The sequence below is a fragment of the Paraburkholderia sp. CNPSo 3281 genome (assembly GCF_024206515.1).
In the GTDB taxonomy this organism is placed as follows: domain Bacteria; phylum Pseudomonadota; class Gammaproteobacteria; order Burkholderiales; family Burkholderiaceae; genus Paraburkholderia; species Paraburkholderia nodosa.
The window spans coordinates 227570-242739 of record NZ_JAMBPS010000007.1; the positions used below are offsets into that span (position 1 = coordinate 227570).

At 67.1% G+C, this 15170-nt stretch carries 15 protein-coding genes; 4 read left to right on the top strand and 11 right to left on the bottom strand.

Translation table 11 applies throughout. The annotated features are described in order from the left end of the window. Positions 1 to 45: 45 nt before the first annotated feature. The 10 genes from M3I56_RS11240 to M3I56_RS11285 form a co-directional block, all read right to left on the bottom strand. Positions 46 to 711: a DUF2278 family protein gene (locus tag M3I56_RS11240; protein WP_254353913.1), complete on the bottom strand. Its 666-nt coding sequence runs from the start codon at positions 709 to 711 to the stop codon at positions 46 to 48. A 158-nt stretch (positions 712 to 869) separates the two neighbouring features. Beyond that, positions 870 to 1223 (bottom strand): RidA family protein, encoded by a 354-nt coding sequence (locus M3I56_RS11245; RefSeq protein WP_254353915.1) that lies wholly within the window; start codon positions 1221 to 1223, stop codon positions 870 to 872. A gap of 55 nt (positions 1224 to 1278) precedes the next feature. Beyond that, positions 1279 to 2460 carry an FAD-binding oxidoreductase gene (locus M3I56_RS11250; RefSeq protein WP_254353917.1) on the bottom strand — a complete coding sequence of 394 codons (1182 nt, stop codon included), beginning with the start codon at positions 2458 to 2460 and terminating at the stop codon, positions 1279 to 1281. Next, positions 2453 to 3883, bottom strand: a complete 1431-nt coding sequence (locus tag M3I56_RS11255) for an FAD-dependent oxidoreductase (RefSeq protein ID WP_254353919.1) — start codon at positions 3881 to 3883, stop codon at positions 2453 to 2455. Before M3I56_RS11255 ends, M3I56_RS11250 begins: the two co-directional genes overlap by 8 nt. Continuing rightward, positions 3873 to 4247 (bottom strand): (2Fe-2S)-binding protein, encoded by a 375-nt coding sequence (locus M3I56_RS11260; protein ID WP_028202201.1) that lies wholly within the window; start codon positions 4245 to 4247, stop codon positions 3873 to 3875. The genes M3I56_RS11255 and M3I56_RS11260 overlap by 11 nt, the downstream gene beginning before the upstream one ends. Before the next feature lie 7 nt (positions 4248 to 4254). Continuing rightward, positions 4255 to 5397 carry an FAD-binding oxidoreductase gene (locus tag M3I56_RS11265; RefSeq protein WP_254353921.1) on the bottom strand — a complete coding sequence of 381 codons (1143 nt, stop codon included), beginning with the start codon at positions 5395 to 5397 and terminating at the stop codon, positions 4255 to 4257. After that, a complete protein-coding gene (locus tag M3I56_RS11270) occupies positions 5394 to 6191 on the bottom strand; it encodes an ABC transporter permease (protein ID WP_254353923.1) in 798 nt (265 codons plus the stop codon). The genes M3I56_RS11265 and M3I56_RS11270 overlap by 4 nt, the downstream gene beginning before the upstream one ends. Before the next feature lie 11 nt (positions 6192 to 6202). Beyond that, positions 6203 to 7075 carry an ABC transporter permease gene (locus M3I56_RS11275; RefSeq protein ID WP_254353924.1) on the bottom strand — a complete coding sequence of 291 codons (873 nt, stop codon included), beginning with the start codon at positions 7073 to 7075 and terminating at the stop codon, positions 6203 to 6205. Next, positions 7062 to 8132: an ABC transporter ATP-binding protein gene (locus tag M3I56_RS11280; protein ID WP_254353926.1), complete on the bottom strand. Its 1071-nt coding sequence runs from the start codon at positions 8130 to 8132 to the stop codon at positions 7062 to 7064. The genes M3I56_RS11275 and M3I56_RS11280 overlap by 14 nt, the downstream gene beginning before the upstream one ends. Before the next feature lie 49 nt (positions 8133 to 8181). Next, on the bottom strand, positions 8182 to 9249 hold the full coding sequence (locus tag M3I56_RS11285) for an ABC transporter substrate-binding protein (protein WP_254353928.1): 1068 nt from the start codon (positions 9247 to 9249) through the stop codon (positions 8182 to 8184). A 180-nt stretch (positions 9250 to 9429) separates the two neighbouring features. On the opposite strand from M3I56_RS11285, the gene M3I56_RS11290 reads away from it, so the two are divergent. Beyond that, positions 9430 to 10377, top strand: a complete 948-nt coding sequence (locus M3I56_RS11290) for a LysR substrate-binding domain-containing protein (protein WP_028202195.1) — start codon at positions 9430 to 9432, stop codon at positions 10375 to 10377. A gap of 9 nt (positions 10378 to 10386) precedes the next feature. On the opposite strand, the gene M3I56_RS11295 is transcribed toward M3I56_RS11290, so the two are convergent. Then, positions 10387 to 11316, bottom strand: a complete 930-nt coding sequence (locus M3I56_RS11295) for a LysR family transcriptional regulator (protein WP_254353930.1) — start codon at positions 11314 to 11316, stop codon at positions 10387 to 10389. Between the two features lie 127 nt (positions 11317 to 11443). Between M3I56_RS11295 and M3I56_RS11300 the strand changes: the two genes are divergently transcribed. The 3 genes from M3I56_RS11300 to M3I56_RS11310 all read left to right on the top strand — a co-directional run bounded on the left by M3I56_RS11300 (position 11444) and on the right by M3I56_RS11310 (position 15166). Next, on the top strand, positions 11444 to 12394 hold the full coding sequence (locus tag M3I56_RS11300; protein WP_254353932.1) for a hydroxymethylglutaryl-CoA lyase: 951 nt from the start codon (positions 11444 to 11446) through the stop codon (positions 12392 to 12394). Between the two features lie 16 nt (positions 12395 to 12410). Beyond that, entirely contained in the window at positions 12411 to 13562 is a 1152-nt protein-coding gene (locus M3I56_RS11305) for a CaiB/BaiF CoA-transferase family protein (protein ID WP_254353933.1), read from the top strand. Between the two features lie 164 nt (positions 13563 to 13726). Then, positions 13727 to 15166: an MFS transporter gene (locus tag M3I56_RS11310; RefSeq protein ID WP_254353935.1), complete on the top strand. Its 1440-nt coding sequence runs from the start codon at positions 13727 to 13729 to the stop codon at positions 15164 to 15166. Positions 15167 to 15170 lie beyond the last annotated feature (4 nt).

Here is a 15170-nt window from a genome sequence, read left to right on the forward strand (position 1 = left end):
ACGAGCGGGCGCATGGCGGGATTCCGGCATGCGTCCGCGCGCCGTTTACGAAATCGGCTGCGAATCCGGCGTGGGGTTGCCGAGATTGTCGGTGGGCACGTATTGCTGATCGAACGCCGCCACATACAGGGCCCATTCAGGGTCGCCCAGATCCACGAGCAGCGCGCCGTCCTGCCAGATGTCGTTGTGGTCGTTCGCGTCGTTGCCCGCCTTGTGGATGAATTCGCCTTTCGAGCCCTGGTTCATGTGGACGTCGTGGATGCCGTCGCCTTCGCTGTAGAAGCGGCCAAACACGTAGACGTCGAGCGACGCTTGTTGCGCGCGCAACAGCAGGCGCTGCAGCGAGGCGACGGGCTCCACCTGGTCGGAGCCGTCCATCACGTCGCTGTTGCGCCACGCGCCCGTATTGGCGAGGAAGTCGCTGCGCTCGAAGTCGATGGCCGGCAGCGCTTCGGTGCCCGTGAGATCGGTCGAGCCTTCGGCCGCGCCCTCGAGCGTGGTGAGCACGTTATGGTTGAAGTCGAACACGAGCTTGTACTTGAGCAGGTCGTCCGCGTCCGTGGTGCCCACGTTCACAGCGATGTCCCAGCGTGCGCCGTTGACCGTCACGCCGAAGTGCAGGTGATACTGGACTTCGTGCGGCCGCCGCGTGGCCTTCAATTGCGGCGCGGAAACAATTTTCGCCTTGACGTAGCCGTAAGGAAGGGCCATCGCGCGCTCCTCTAAGTTCGGGTGGGTTCGCCATTGTGCCGCGCGAACGTGAACTTGCGCTTACAGCGTGCGCGCGATGCCCCGCCCATCGCTTTACGGTTGCTCGACTGCGGCTGTCGGCGCGCTTTCACGGCGGCGCCGGCAGCCTCACGCGGCGCTCAGCCCAGCGCCACGACCGCGATTTCCACGAGCAGTTGCGGCGATGCCAGCTGCGCCTGCACCGTCGCGCGCGTGGGCGCGCAGCCTTCGGGCACCCATGCGTCCCATACCTCGTTCATGCCGGCGAAGTCGCGCGCGATATCGGCGAGCCAGACCTGCGCGGAGACGAGCCGCGTCTTGTCGATGCCGGCTTTGGCGAGAAAGCCGTCGATTTTCGCGAGCACGGCGGCGGTCTGGATCTTCACGTCGGGCGACGGATCGGCCGACGTTTGGCCGCCCACGAACACGAGTCCCGCGGCCTTCACGACGCGGCTCATGCGCTGATTGGTTTCGATGCGAACGATAGCGTTCATGTGTCTGCAAGCTCCTTCGCCGCAATGGCGATACGGGGTGAGGGATTCGATGGCGTCAATGCGCGGCAACGCCGGCCAGCGGCGCCTGCACCGCGGCGCGCGCGAAGCGGTCGATCGCGAACGCATCGAGCGAAAGCGAAGGCGCGCCGTCGAGCACGAGTTCGGCAACGAGCCGCCCGCACGCGGGCCCAAGTTGAAAGCCGCTGCCGCAATAGCCGAACGAGTAGTAGAGATTCGCGGCGCGCCGGCTCGCCGAAATGATCGGCAGCGAGTCGGCCGTGAACGCTTCCACGCCGGCCCACGCGCGGTTCACGCCCAGATGGCGCAGATGCGGAAACAGATCGACGACGGTCTGCGCGCTTTTCACGAGCCGCATGAAATCGACTTCGCCGTGGCGCCCCGGCAGATCCGCGATGCCGATCAGCTTGCCGCCAATCACCACCGTGCCGTTGTCGAACTGCTTGAACGAAAGCGGGCGGCCCGTCGCGCCGAGCGTCGCGCGGCAGAAGGGCGCCACGCGGTGCGTGACCATCAGCATGAGCCCTTCGGGGCGCACGGGCACGGGCTCGCCGGCCTGGCGCGCCAGCTCGCCCGACCACGCGCCTGCGGTGACGAGCAGCCTGCGCGCGGCAAAGGTGCCGCGCGGGGTTTGCGCGAGCCAGCGCTCGCCGCGCGGCGCGATGTGCGTGACCGCCGTGCCTTCGTAAAAGCGCGCGCCGTGCTTTTGCGCGGCGAGTCGAAACGCCGTGGTGGTGCGAAACGGCAGCGCATAGCCGTCGCGCTCGACCCAGATGCCGCCCGTCACGTGCTTCGCCAGTGCCGGTTCGAGTTCGAGCACGGTCTCGCGGTCGATCAGCTTTTCATGCGTGAAGCCGAGCGATTCGAGCAGCGCGACGCGCTCGCGGCACGCTTCCAGTTCGGCCTCGGTTTCGGCAATCTTCAGTTGCCCGGAAGGAACGAAACCGCCGTCGTCGCCGATGGTGTCGGGCAGCGCGTGCCAGATTTCGCGCGACATGAGGGCGAGCGGGATCTCGGGGAGCGGGCGGCCGAGCGTGCGCACGCCGCCCGCGTTCACGCCCGACGAGTGGCGGCCCACGTAGTCGGCTTCGAGCACGATCACGCTCGCGCCGCGCCGCGCCATGTGAAAGGCGCTGCTCGAACCATGCAGGCCGCCGCCGATCACGAGCACGTCCGCTTCCTGGATGGCGCTCGCGGGAGGAGTTCGGGCGTCATTCACCGGCGAGTTCTCCGAGCGTAAGCGGCTTGATCGGCGGGCGGATGCGGTAGTAGCCCACCTCGGCAGGTGGCACCTTGCGTGCCTCGGCGATCACTTCGGTCACGGTGAGGCCGCACATGCGGCCCTGACACGGCCCCATGCCGCAGCGGCCGAACGACTTCGCCTGGTTCGGGCCGAGGCAGCCCAGGCCGACGAAGCCGCGCAGCTCGCCCGCCGTCACCTCTTCGCAGCGGCAGACGATGGTGCTGTCGGCGGGGATGCGGTTCGCGTCGCGCGGGCGGTAGAGGCTGTCGAGGAACGGGCGGATGCGCATTACGCGGTCGAGTTCCGCGCGATGGGGCGCGGCCTCGCGATCGCGCGCGGCTGCGTCGATCGAGCCTAGCTGTGCTGCGGCGGCAAGCGCCGCGAGCACGCCCTGTTGCGCTGCGGCCAGGGCTCCGCCGATGCCCGCGCCGTCGCCGGCCACGAAGATGCCGGGCACATCCAGCTCGCCCCATGCATCCGTTTGCGGTGTGAAGCAAAGCTGCCCGTTGTCCCAGCGATGCGCGGCGCGCAGCGCCTGCGTGAACTGCGTGTTCGGCACCACGCCCTGGTGCAGCAGGATCACATCGGCCTCGATACGGTGTGCGCGGCCTTGCGACGTGAACGTGAGCGCGGCTGCGCGCTGCACGCCGTCGCTGCCCTGGCGGCCTTCCACCGCGAGGTCGTCGGCGGCTTCGAAAATGGGCACCCTGGCCTCGCGCAGCGTGCGGATCAAATGCAGGCCCTTGCTCAGGAAAGGCCACGAGCGCAGCGCCGCAAGCAGGTGGCGTTTCGCGCGCCAGCGGTCTTCGTGGCGCGTGGTGTCGACGAGCGCGCGAATCGGCACGCCTGCCCGTACGTATTGCCAGCCGAGCAGGTAGAGCAGCGGCCCGCACCCCGCGAGCACGGGCGGCGAGGCGGGCACTTCGCCCGCGCTCTTCAGCAGGATTTGCGCCGCGCCCGCGGTGAGCACGCCGGGCAGGGTCCAGCCCGGAATGGGAAACGGCCGCTCCAGCGCGCCGCTCGCGAGAATCACGCGCTTCGCCTGGAAGCTGCCCACCTTGCCGTCCTTGAGGTAGTGAACGGCATGTTCGCGCGTGACCTGCCATACCGAGGCGTGGGCGACATGGCGCGCGCCGGAATGCGTGAGCGCCTGGGCGATGGCGTCGCCCGCCGCGTAGTCGGGGCCGAGTATCTCTTTGCGGCGCGCGTCGGCGCGGCCTATCGCGCGATAGATCTGGCCGCCCACGGCGTCCTGCTCATCGATCAGGACCACTGACAGTCCGGCTCGCGCCGAACGGGTGGCCGCGCTCATCCCGGCAGGACCCGCGCCGACCACGACCACATCGACGGCTTGTGCATTGAAATCGGCTTTGGCATCGCCTTGATAATCACCGGGCATGAGCGTTCTCCTCGAGCGTGTCGGCATTCGTGCCGGGTTCGGGCGGCAGGTCGCGCGCGCCTTCCTGCGAGCGGATCTGCATGCCCGCGCGCACGGGCACCATGCAGCTCTGGCGGCTCGGCACGCCGTCTATCTCGACAAGGCATTCGAAACACGCGCCCATCATGCAGAACGGCGCGCGCGGTGCACCCGAAACGGGCGTCGCGCGAAAGCGCGATACGCCCGCGGCGAGCAGCGCAGCGGCGACGGAGCGGTCGGCGGGCACGGACAGCGGCTGGCCGTTGAACCAGATATCGACGCGCGTTTCGGCGTCGGAGAGCGTCTTGAACAGCGGCGCGGCCGCCTGGGTAGATTGGGCTGTCATGGCGGAATTAGTGAGCGAGGATCGGTTCGGCCGCCGCGTCGGTGGCGAAGCGGCGCGCGGAAAAAGCGGGCAGTTCGGCGGGCATCGGGCCTCCCGTGATCCACGGCGCGATGCGCAGCGCGTGGGCCGCGGCGAGCGTCACGCCGCTATGGCAGGTGACGACGAAGGCACCCGGATGCGCCTCGGACTGGTCGTAGATCGGAAAGCCATCGGGGCTGTACACGCGCAGTGCGGCCCACATGCGCACGAGCCGGACATGGGCGAGCATGGGAAACGCCCGCACGCCGCGCGCGGCGATCTGGCGCAGGATCGGCGTGGTGGTGAAGTCGTTGAAGCCGGCTTCTTCCATCGAGTCGCCGAACTGCACCGTGCCTTCGTCGGTCTGCCGCACGTTGATGGTCGGGTAGCGCAGAAACGGCTCGACGCGCTCGCTTACGAGCACCTGGCCGCGATTGGGCGCAACGGGGGCATTGAGGCCCACGTGCGGTGCGAGCGCGCGATTGCCGAGGCCGGCCGCGAGCACGACGCGCGCAGCGTGATACACGCCGCGCCGGCCTTGCACGCTGAACCCGCCCGGCCCGGCGGCGATACGCTCGGCGCGTTCGCCCGAGACGAGCCGTACTCCGCGCCGTTGCATCGCGACATGCAGCGCGCGCAGCAGCTTGAGCGGGTTGACGTGGCCATCCATCGGCGTATAGCTCGCGCCAACGACTGCCGGGCCGATGCCGGGCAACTGCTCGCGCAGCTCGCGATGATTTAGCAGTTCGAACGGATAATCGCCGATCTCGGCCTGCAAGGTGGAGAGCCGTTTATGGCGCTCGGCGAGTTCTTCGTCCGAGAAGCAGATATGAAAGCCGCCGGGCTGGCGCAGCGCGACGTCCACACGCGCCTCGTCGGCGAGGCTTTGCGCGAGCAGCGGCCAGCGCTGTGCCGAACTGCGCGACCAGCGCGCGTAGGGCGAAAGGCCGTAACCCTTGCCCTGAATCCAGACGAGGCCGAAGTTGCCGCGCGAGGCGCGAAAGCCGCCGTCGTCCTCGTCGAGCACGGTCACGCGCGCGCCTTCGCGGGCGAGCCCATAGGCCACGGCGGAGCCCACGAGGCCGCCGCCGATCACGAGCACGTCGGGGCTCGCGGTGGAGTTCTGTGTCATCGGGCTTCTCCGATCAGGATGCGGTCCAGCCCGACCATGCGATCGAGCAGTAGCATCAGCAGGATCGTGCCGACGATCAGCACCGCCGAGACCGAGGTGACGAGCGGATCGATCGTCTGCGCGATCTGGTTGTACATGGCGACGGGCAGCGTGGTGGTGCCGGGGGTCGCGACGAAAATGGTCATGGTGAGCTCATCGAAGCTCTGGATGAACGACAGCACCCAGCCGCCCGCCACGCCGGCGCGGATCATCGGCAGCACCACGCGGCGGAATGCCGTGAAGCGGCTCGCGCCACACGAAAGCGCTGCGCGCTCGGCGTCGCGATCGAGGCCGACCGCAGAAGAAAGCGTGAGACGCAGCGCATACGGCAGCACGATCACCACGTGCGCGGCGACGAGTGCCCAGAACGAGCCGTTCAGGTTCAGCAGCGAGAGAAAGCGCAGGAACGCGATGCCGAGCACCACGGCGGGAATCATCATCGGCGAGAGGAAGAAACTCACCAGCGCACCGCGGCCCGCGAAGCGGTAGCGCGCGATGGCGAGCGCGGCGGGCACCGCGAGCGCCACGCCGATGGTCGCCGCGGCGAACGCGAGGCGCACGGAGAGCCAGAAGGCCGAGACGATGTCGCCGTTCTGCAGGATCGCGCGAAACCAGCGCAGCGAGGCGCCGTCGAACGGCATCGAGATATAGCCCTTGTCCGTGAAGGCCACGAGCAGCACCACGACGATGGGCGCGAGCATGAAGGCGAGAAAGAGCGCGTTGAACGCGAGCCCGAGGCATCCGTTGCGTTTCATGGAATGGCTCCTCAGTCGAAGATGTGCTTGAAACGGCGTTCGGCGAGACGGCTGCAGCCCATCACGATCGCCACGTTGGCGATCAGCAGCAGCACGGCAATGCTCGCGCCCAGCGGCCAGTTCAGGGTGCCGAGGAACTCGTCGTAGGCGGCCGTGGCGACGACCTTCAGGCGTCGTCCGCCGATCAGCGCGGGCGTGGCGAACGCGGAGGCCGAAAGCGCGAACACGATGATCGAGCCCGAGAGCACGCCCGGCATGATCTGCGGCAGGATCACGCGGCGGAACACGCGCAGCGGCGAGGCGCCGAGCGAGCGCCCGGCCCATTCCACCTGCGGATCGAGCTTTTGCAGCGTCGCCCAGACCGACATCACCATGAACGGCACGAGCACGTGCGTGAGCGCGATGATGGTGCCCGTCATGGTAAAGACGAGGCGAATGGGCTCGTCGGTGATGTGCAGGGCTTGCAGCGCGTGGTTGAGCACCCCGTTGTTGCCCAGCAGGATTTGCCAGCCGAGCGTGCGCACCACCACCGAGATCAGCAGCGGGCCAAGCACGATCAACAGGCAAACGGATTGCCATGGCCGGCGCATGCGCGCGAGCACCAGCGTTTCGGGCACGCCCAGCACGATGGAAAGCAGCGTGACGGCGAACGCGAGTCCTGCCGTGCGCAGGAATATTTCGCCGTAGTAGGGATCGCTCAGGACCTCCAGGTAATTGGTGACGGTCCAGCCGCGTTGCACACCCGCGAGGTCGCTGAACACGTGAAACGACAGCACGAAGGTGAGAATGAGCGGCACCAGCAGCAGCGCGAGGAACAGCAAGAGCGCGGGCGCGGAGAGCAGCCACGGCGCGGCGCCCGGGCGCGAGTCGTCAAGCGTTGCCATGAGCGCCCTCCCGCGTGAGCACGCGCAGATCGTCGTCGGTCCAGGCGAGTCCGACTTCGTGGCCTTCCTCGGGCGGCGGTGCGCCGTGGTTGGGCTGCGCGACATGAAACTTGCCGAGCGAGGTTTCCACGACGAGCAACCATTGATTGCCCACGAACACGCGCGTCGTCACGCGCCCCATGAGGCGCGCGTCGCCGTTGGCCAGATGCACTTTTTCGGGGCGGATGTACACGTTCACGGCGCCCGCCACCTCGCGGCCTTCGTGCGGCACGTGCAGCATCGTCCCGCCTACTTCGACCTCGGCGCAACGCGGATTGCGGCGCAGCACTTCGCCCGCGAGCGTATTGGTGCGGCCAAGAAAGGTGGAAGCGAAGGGCGTGGCCGGGCGCTCGTAAGCGTCGAACGGCGTGCTCAACTGCGCGATGGCGCCGCCGTGCATGACGGCGATGCGGTCGCTCATCGTCATCGCTTCCACCTGGTCGTGCGTCACGAGAAGGGTCGTGATGCCAAGGCGTTTCTGGATGGCGCGCAGTTCGATATGCATCTCTTCGCGCAGCTTGGCGTCGAGGTTCGACATCGGCTCGTCGAGCAGCAATAGTTCGGGCTGCATGGCGAGTGCGCGGGCGATCGCCACGCGCTGGCGCTGGCCGCCCGAAAGCTCCTTCGGAAAGCGCGCGTCGAGCCCGCGCAAACGCACGAGTTCCAGCGCTTCGGCAATGCGCTCTGCGCGTTGTGCGCGCTTCATCTTGCGCATCTCCAGACCGAAGCCCACGTTACCGGCCACGGTCATGTGCGGAAAGAGCGCATAGCTTTGAAACACCACGCCAATGCCGCGTTTCTCCGGGCGCTCGTGGGTGATATCGCGGCCATCGAGCGTGATGCGGCCCGTGCTCGGTGTGACGAAGCCCGCGATCATCTGCAGCGTGGTCGTCTTGCCGCAGCCCGAGGGCCCGAGCAGCGAGAGAAACTCGCCGCGCGCGACCGTGAGGTCGAGCCGCTCGATCGCCGTGAAGTCGCCGTAGCGCTTCGAGATGCCTTGCAGGGTGAGGAAGCTCATGAGCGTCGGTCCTCGCTTTGCGTTGGGTGCAGGGCAGGGAGCGCGCGCATCAGCGCTCGACCGAACGGTTCCAGCGCTCGGTCCACTCGGTGCGATGCTCGTTGATGGTGGTCCAGTCCATCGCCGTGAGCTTCGCGATCTGGTCAGGCCCGTAAGGCACGCGCGCGGCCACTTCGGGCGTGAGCTTGACGGTCTTGTTGACGGGGCCGAGACCGATGTCCGCTGCCTGCTGCGCCTGCACTTCGGGGCTCAGCAGGAACTGGATGAACTGCTGCGAGAGTTGCGGCTGTGCGTTCTGCGCAATGGAGCACGCAGCTACCTGCAGCGCCACGCCGCCTTCCTTCGGGTAGATGAACTTGAGCGGGAAGCCGGTGTTTTGCAGCGCCACTGCGCGGCCGCTGCCGTAAGGCGCGATGATCACGTCGCCGGACTGCATGAGGCCGTCCATTTCTCCGGGCGTGGGCGCCCACGAAAGCACGTTGGGCGCGACCTGCTTCGTCATGGCCTTGAAGCCCGGGTCGATGTCCTTCTCGCCGCCGCCGTTCAGGCGCGCGAGCATCACGAGCGTATGCAGCCCGTAGGTGTTGGTGATGGGCGGCACGCCGAGCTTGCCCTTCACGCGCGCGTCTTCGAGCGACTTCCACGAATCGGGCGCCGGCAGGCCGAGCTTTTTGAACGCCTGTTCGTTATAGCCGATGCCGGTTGCCACCATGCCCACGCCCACCGCGGTCGGGCCAATGTGGGCGAGCGGATAGAGGTCCTTCATGACGGGGGCGTCGTCGAGCTTGCCGCACAGGCCGAGTTGCATCGCCTGATACATCGGGCCGTCGTCCATTACGGCGACGTTGATCTGCTCGTGGCCCTTTTGCGCCTCGAGCTTGGCGAGCGTGTCGCTGGAATTGCCCGCCACGTAGACGATCTTGACGTCATGCGCCTTTTCGAACGCCGGGATGATCTTCTGACGATAGAGCTGCTCGTTGGAGCCGCCGACGTTGGCGACGTACAGCGTGGTTTCGGCCTGGGCGAGCGAGGCTGCAGCGAGCGTGCCGGCGACGGCGAGTGCGACGAATGCGGTTTTGTGGGGGGAGGTTGAACGACGGCGCATCGCGGCTTTCATGACGACGATCTCCATTCGATTGTGGGGAGCGGCGAACCGGACAGTGCGCCGATGCATCGCAGTCTGTGCCGGGCTGGCCATATCGTCCAATACGAATAAAATGCCAACCTATACGGGAATGATATGGACCAGGGTTAGGCCCTGGCGCAAGAATCAGGGTTATGCCCAGGAGAGATCATCTTGAATCTGAAGCACGTCGAGGCGTTTCGCGCGGTGATGGTGTCGGGCTCGATGACGGCCGCCGCGAAGGCGCTCTACACCTCCCAGCCCAACGTGAGCCGCCTGATCGGGCAACTGGAGCGCGAGACCGGGCTCACGCTGTTTCAGCGCGTGGGCATCCGCCTCATTCCCACGAGCGAGGGCAATGCGTTTTTCCGCGAAGTCGAGCGTGCGTATGTTGGCCTGCAAGGCCTCAGCACCGCCGCCGCGCAAATCCGCAATCTCGGCAGCGGGCGTCTGCGCATTGCCGCCATGCCGTCCGCGGGGCTCACGCTCGTGCCGCATGCCATCGACAAGTTCCGCCGCCTCTATCCGGGCGTGACGGTCTCGCTGCACGTGAATACATCGGGCACGGTGAACCACTGGACCGGTTCGCAGTTCTGCGATCTGGGCGTGGCGGTGTACATCAGCGAAGCGTCGAACTGCGAGGTCGAATTGCTCTCGAAGGTCTCGGCTGTATGCGTGATGCCGGCCTCGCACCCGCTCGCGAAAAAGGCCATGATCCGGCCTGCCGATCTGGAGGGGGAATCGTTCATCTCGCTGTGCCACGGCGACGGCACACGCACGCAGATGGACGAAGTGTTCCAGCGCGCGGGCGTGGAGCGCGTGCTCGCCATCGAGGCGCAGTACACGGCGATCTGCTGCGAGATGGTCCGCTGCGGCATGGGTGTGACGCTCGCGCATCCCATCGTCGCGCGTGATTTCGCTGGGCCGGACATTGCGATCCGGCCGTTCTCGCCGGCTGTGCTGTTCCCCACATACTTGCTGTTTCCGCCGAACCGGCCGCGCGAGCGTCTCGTGGCCGAATTCGTCGAGGTGCTGCGCGAACACCACGACGGTTTGATTGCGCAGGTGAAAGCGGCCGACCGCGCACCCGCGCGCAAACGCGCGAAGAATGCGGCCGCTTGAGGCGCGCGATCAGGCGTTGTTTTTCGCGCCGCGCTTTTTCTGTGCCGCGCGCTCCACGAGATGCTCGACCATGCGCTGCGCCGCGGGCTGCAGCGTGTCGAACGCACGGAAGCAGACGATGAAACGCCGCCGCGCCCAGGCATCGGTGAGGGCTATGGTGTGCACGTCCATGATGCGCCGGTAGGTGTTGCTCACCTCCTGGGGCACGACGCTGATGCCGAGGTTGGCGGCCACCACGCGGAACGCCGCATCGAGCGTCGACACCACCGCGCGATAGGCGACCGTGCGTCCGCTGCGCGCCGCCGACTGCCGCAGCATCGTATGCACGGCCGTGGAGGTCGGCAGGCCCACGTGCTCGTAATCGAGCGTCTCCTCGAAGGCGATGGTGCGGCGTTTCGCGAGCGGGTGCTCGGGATGCACGGCGAGTACGAGCCGGTCTTCGCGCCAGGGGCGCGATTGCAGTCCCCCGAGTTCCACGTTGTCCCAGCACACGCCTAGCGAGGCCGCGCCGTCGCGCACGCGCTCTACGAGTTCGTGCGAGGTGCGCTCTTCCACGTTCACGCGGATGTTCTTGTACTCGGGCAAGCGCATGAACGACGCGAGATCGTCGAGCAGGGCCTCGGCGATCGCGGACGCCGAGGCGCATACGCTCACACTGCCCGAGAGGCCGCTGCCGAGCGCGGCGACGTCGCTGGCGGCGCGTTCGAGCGTGAAGATCACGCTGCGCGCATGCTCGAGCAGTGCGAGACCCGCCGCGGTGGGCTGCACGCCGCGGCGTGAGCGCATGAGCAGCGGCACGCCGAATTCGCTTTCGAGCTGGGCGATGCGTTTGCTGATGGCGGAGGGTTCGATGTGCTCCTCGCGCGCCGCGCGCCCCATGTTGCCGTGCTCGCACACGCTCACGAGAAGGCGCAGGGTCTTGAGGTCGATGTCGTGCACGGTGTCTCCTGACTGCGTTTTGTGTGTTTCCGGATTGGAATTTTGACGCTTCCAAAATACCGCTTTATGTATTTTGCGGAATGACTAAAGTTAGCACATCGCTGGAGACAAAAACGGAGACACCTTCATGCCCCCATTACCTCAGTGGGCCCAGACGCGTGCCGTGATACGCGAAGTCGGCCTGCGCGACGGCCTGCAGAGCATCCGGACGGTGCTGCCTACCGCGCACAAGATCGAATGGATCCGCGCAGCGCACGAAGCCGGCCAGCGCGAGATCGAAGTGGGTTCGTTCGTGCCTGCGCGCCTCCTGCCGCAACTCGCCGATACGGCGGAACTCGTCGCTTACGCCAAGACGCTGCCGGGTCTCTTCGTCTCGGTGCTCGTGCCGAACCTGAAGGGCGCCGAGCGTGCGCTGGAGGCGCAAGCGGACCTGATGCTCGTGCCCCTTTCCGCGAGTGAGGCGCACAGCCTCGCGAACCTGCGCAAGACGCCCGATGAAGTCGTGGCCGAAGTGGCGCGCATACGCGCCGCGCGCGATGCGAGCGGCGCGAAGACGCTGATCGAAGGCGGCATCGGCACGGCGTTCGGCTGCACGCTGCAAGGGCGCGTCGAGCCTGCCGAGGTGCTGCGCTGCATGCAGGCGCTGCTCGACGCGGGCGCGGACCGCGTGAGCCTCGCCGACACCGTGGGCTACGCGAACCCCGCCGCCGTGCGGGAACTCTTCGAAGCCGCGCGCGAGATCGCGGGCGAGCGGCTGTGCTGCGCGCACTTTCACGACACGCGCGGCCTCGCGCTCGCCAACGTCTATGCGGCACTGGAGGCGGGCGTCACCCGCTTCGACGCCACGCTCGGCGGCATCGGCGGCTGTCCGCATGCGCCGGGCGCGAGTGGCAATGCATCGAGCGAAGACCTCGCGTTCATGCTCGCCGACATGGGCATCGACACTGGCATCGACATCGAACGGCTGCTGGCGCTGCGCGCGCGCGTGGCCCAGTGGCTGGAGGGCGAAACGCTGCACGGCACGCTCTGGCGCGCCGGCCTGCCGAAGACCTTTGGCGCAATCGCGCATCATGCCTGACTAGTTTGAGATCCTTATGAATACGCAAAACCGTTTGCCGCTCGACGGCGTGCGCGTCGTCGAATTCACGCACATGGTCATGGGCCCCACCTGCGGGATGATTCTCGCGGACCTGGGCGCCGAAGTCATCAAGATCGAACCGCCCGGCGGCGACAAGACGCGCAATTTGCCGGGCCTCGGCATTGGGTTTTTCCGCTCGTTCAATCGCAACAAGAAGAGCGTGGTGCTCGACATCAACACCGAATCGGGCCGTGCAGCAGCCGTCGAGCTGATCGGCGAGTGCGACGTGATGCTCGAAAACTTCCGGCCCGGCCTCATGGAAAAGCTCGGCCTCGATTACGCCACCCTCTCGCAGCGCTATCCGCGCCTCATCTACGTCTCGCACAAGGGCTTTTTGCCGGGCCCGTATGAAAAGCGTCTCGCGCTCGACGAAGTCGTGCAGATGATGGGCGGCCTCTCGTACATGACCGGGCCTGCGGGTCGGCCGCTGCGCGCGGGAACCTCGGTGAACGACATCATGGGCGGCATGTTCGGCGCGATCGGCGTGCTGGCCGCGCTGCGCGAGCGCGACGCGACCGGGCGCGGACAGGAGGTGCAGAGCGCGCTGTTCGAGAACTGCGTGTTCCTGAGCGCGCAGCACATGCAGCAATACGCCATGACGCATGAAGCACCGCCTCCCATGCCTTCGCGCGTTTCGGCCTGGAGCGTGTACGACGTGTTCACGCTTGCCGAGGGCGAACAGCTTTTCATCGGTGCGGTGAGCGACAAGCAGTTCGTCACGCTGTGCGACGTGATCGGCTGCCCGCAGCTTGCCGATGAGCCGCACTTCGCGACCAACGCGTTGCGCGTGGCGGTGCGGCCCGAACTGCTCGAACGCCTCGGCGCCGTGCTTGCCACGCAGCAGGCGGGCGAACTCATGCCGCGTCTCGAGGCGGCCGGCATTCCGTACGCGCCGATCGTGCGCCCCGACCAGTTGCTCGACGATCCGCACCTCAAGGCGAGCGGCGGACTCGTGCCGATGCAGACCGACGACGGCGGCACGACCGAAGTCGTGCTGCTGCCGCTCATGATGGGCGGCCGCCGTCCCGGCGTGCGTCAGCCGCTCGCGCGGGTGGGCGAGCATACCGAAGAGGTGCTGGCGCGCCTGAAGTCGCACGCAGCGCCCTGAGCCAGCGGCAGACGAAGTAGAAGCAGTACGTTCGCGGTTCCCCCCCGCCGGTCTGCCATACGGCTGCGCGTGCCACGAGCCGCCAGAAGCTCGCACGCGCCGCGCGCTCGCGGACCGACGTTCAGAAGAATGACGCCCGGCGAGGCGTCGTCACGGAGACAAGCATGCAACGAACCCTCGGCGCGGACGCCCCGCTCGACGCCGTCACGGCCCCGCCCACAGGCAATCGCGCAGCGGCAGCGCTTTCCGCGCGGCTCGACCGCCTGCCCGCCACGCGCCAGCTCTGGATGCTGGTCATGTTGATTTCGCTGGGCGGCTTCTTCGAGGTCTACGATCTCATCTTCACGGGCTATATCGCGCCGGGCATGGCAAAAAGCGGCATGCTGCAAACCACGACGCATGCATTCTTCGGCTTCAACGGCATCGGGGCCTTCGTGGCCGCGACTTTCTCGGGTCTGTTCATCGGCACATTCTGCTTCGGCTGGCTGCCCGACCGCTTCGGACGACGAAGCGTCTTCACCTTCTCGCTGCTCTGGTATTCGGTGGGCTCGGTGGCGATGGCGTTTCAGCATACCTCGCAGGGGCTGATCCTGTGGCGCTTCATCACCGGTATCGGCGTGGGCATCGAGATCGTCACCATCGACAGCTATGTCACGGAGATGGTCCCGCAGCAGATGCGCGGGCGCGCCATGGCGCTGAATCAGGCGATCATGTTTTCGGCAGCGCCCATTTCGGCGTTGCTTTCGTGGTGGCTCGTGCCGCAGGCGCCGCTCGGTCTCGACGGCTGGCGCTGGGTCGTGCTCGCCGGTTCGCTCGGCGCGGCGATCGTGTGGTTCGTGCGCCGCGCCGTGCCCGAAAGCCCGCGCTGGCTCGTCACGCACGGTCAAACGGAGGCGGCCGAACGTGTGATCGCGCAGATGGAGCAACGCGCCGTGCGCGAAAGCGGCAAGCGCTTGCCCGAGCCTTCGCCCACGCTCGTGCTGCCCGCGCATCGGCGCGCTTCACTCGCGGAACTCTGGAAGCCGCCATACCGTGCGCGCCTCATCATGCTGATCGCGTTCAATCTGTGCCAGGCGGTGGGCTATTACGGTTTCGCAAACTGGGTGCCCACGCTCCTGATCGGGCAGGGCGTGACCGTGACGAAGAGCCTGCTCTACGCGGTCGTGATCGCCATTGCGCTGCCGTGCGGGCCGCTGCTCGCGATGCTCGTGGCCGATCGCATCGAGCGCAAGTGGCTCATCGTCGGCTCGGCGTTCGCGGTGATCGTGTTCGGCTTGCTGTTCTCGCAGGCGCGCGGGCCGCTCGCGCTCATTTCACTCGGTGTCCTGATCAGTCTTGCGGGGCAGACCATTTCCGTGTGCTATCACGCATACCAAGCCGAGCTCTTCCCGACAGCGGTACGTTGCAGCGCCAACGGTATCGTCTATTCCGCGAGCCGCGTGGGCGCGATGATGTCGGGTTTCATCATCGCCGCGTTGTTGCGCGATTTTGGCGTGAGCGGTGTGTTCGCCGGCATCACCGTGTGCATGCTCGCGGTGATGATTTCGATCGGCGGGTTCGGGCCCCGCACGAATGGCGTGCGGCTCGAAGAGCTTTCGGCGTGACGTG

What these genes read in the sequence shown, in the direction of transcription:
- M3I56_RS11260 (WP_028202201.1), bottom strand. Translation starts at nt 4,247, where the DNA reads ATGACAGCCCAATCTACCCAGGCGGCCGCGCCGCTGTTCAAGACGCTC.
- M3I56_RS11285 (WP_254353928.1), bottom strand. Translation starts at nt 9,249, where the DNA reads ATGAAAGCCGCGATGCGCCGTCGTTCAACCTCCCCCCACAAAACCGCA.
- M3I56_RS11265 (WP_254353921.1), bottom strand. Translation starts at nt 5,397, where the DNA reads ATGACACAGAACTCCACCGCGAGCCCCGACGTGCTCGTGATCGGCGGC.
- M3I56_RS11310 (WP_254353935.1), top strand. Translation starts at nt 13,727, where the DNA reads ATGCAACGAACCCTCGGCGCGGACGCCCCGCTCGACGCCGTCACGGCC.
- M3I56_RS11255 (WP_254353919.1), bottom strand. Translation starts at nt 3,883, where the DNA reads ATGCCCGGTGATTATCAAGGCGATGCCAAAGCCGATTTCAATGCACAA.
- M3I56_RS11270 (WP_254353923.1), bottom strand. Translation starts at nt 6,191, where the DNA reads ATGAAACGCAACGGATGCCTCGGGCTCGCGTTCAACGCGCTCTTTCTC.
- M3I56_RS11275 (WP_254353924.1), bottom strand. Translation starts at nt 7,075, where the DNA reads ATGGCAACGCTTGACGACTCGCGCCCGGGCGCCGCGCCGTGGCTGCTC.
- M3I56_RS11240 (WP_254353913.1), bottom strand. Translation starts at nt 711, where the DNA reads ATGGCCCTTCCTTACGGCTACGTCAAGGCGAAAATTGTTTCCGCGCCG.
- M3I56_RS11300 (WP_254353932.1), top strand. Translation starts at nt 11,444, where the DNA reads ATGCCCCCATTACCTCAGTGGGCCCAGACGCGTGCCGTGATACGCGAA.
- M3I56_RS11245 (WP_254353915.1), bottom strand. Translation starts at nt 1,223, where the DNA reads ATGAACGCTATCGTTCGCATCGAAACCAATCAGCGCATGAGCCGCGTC.
- M3I56_RS11280 (WP_254353926.1), bottom strand. Translation starts at nt 8,132, where the DNA reads ATGAGCTTCCTCACCCTGCAAGGCATCTCGAAGCGCTACGGCGACTTC.
- M3I56_RS11305 (WP_254353933.1), top strand. Translation starts at nt 12,411, where the DNA reads ATGAATACGCAAAACCGTTTGCCGCTCGACGGCGTGCGCGTCGTCGAA.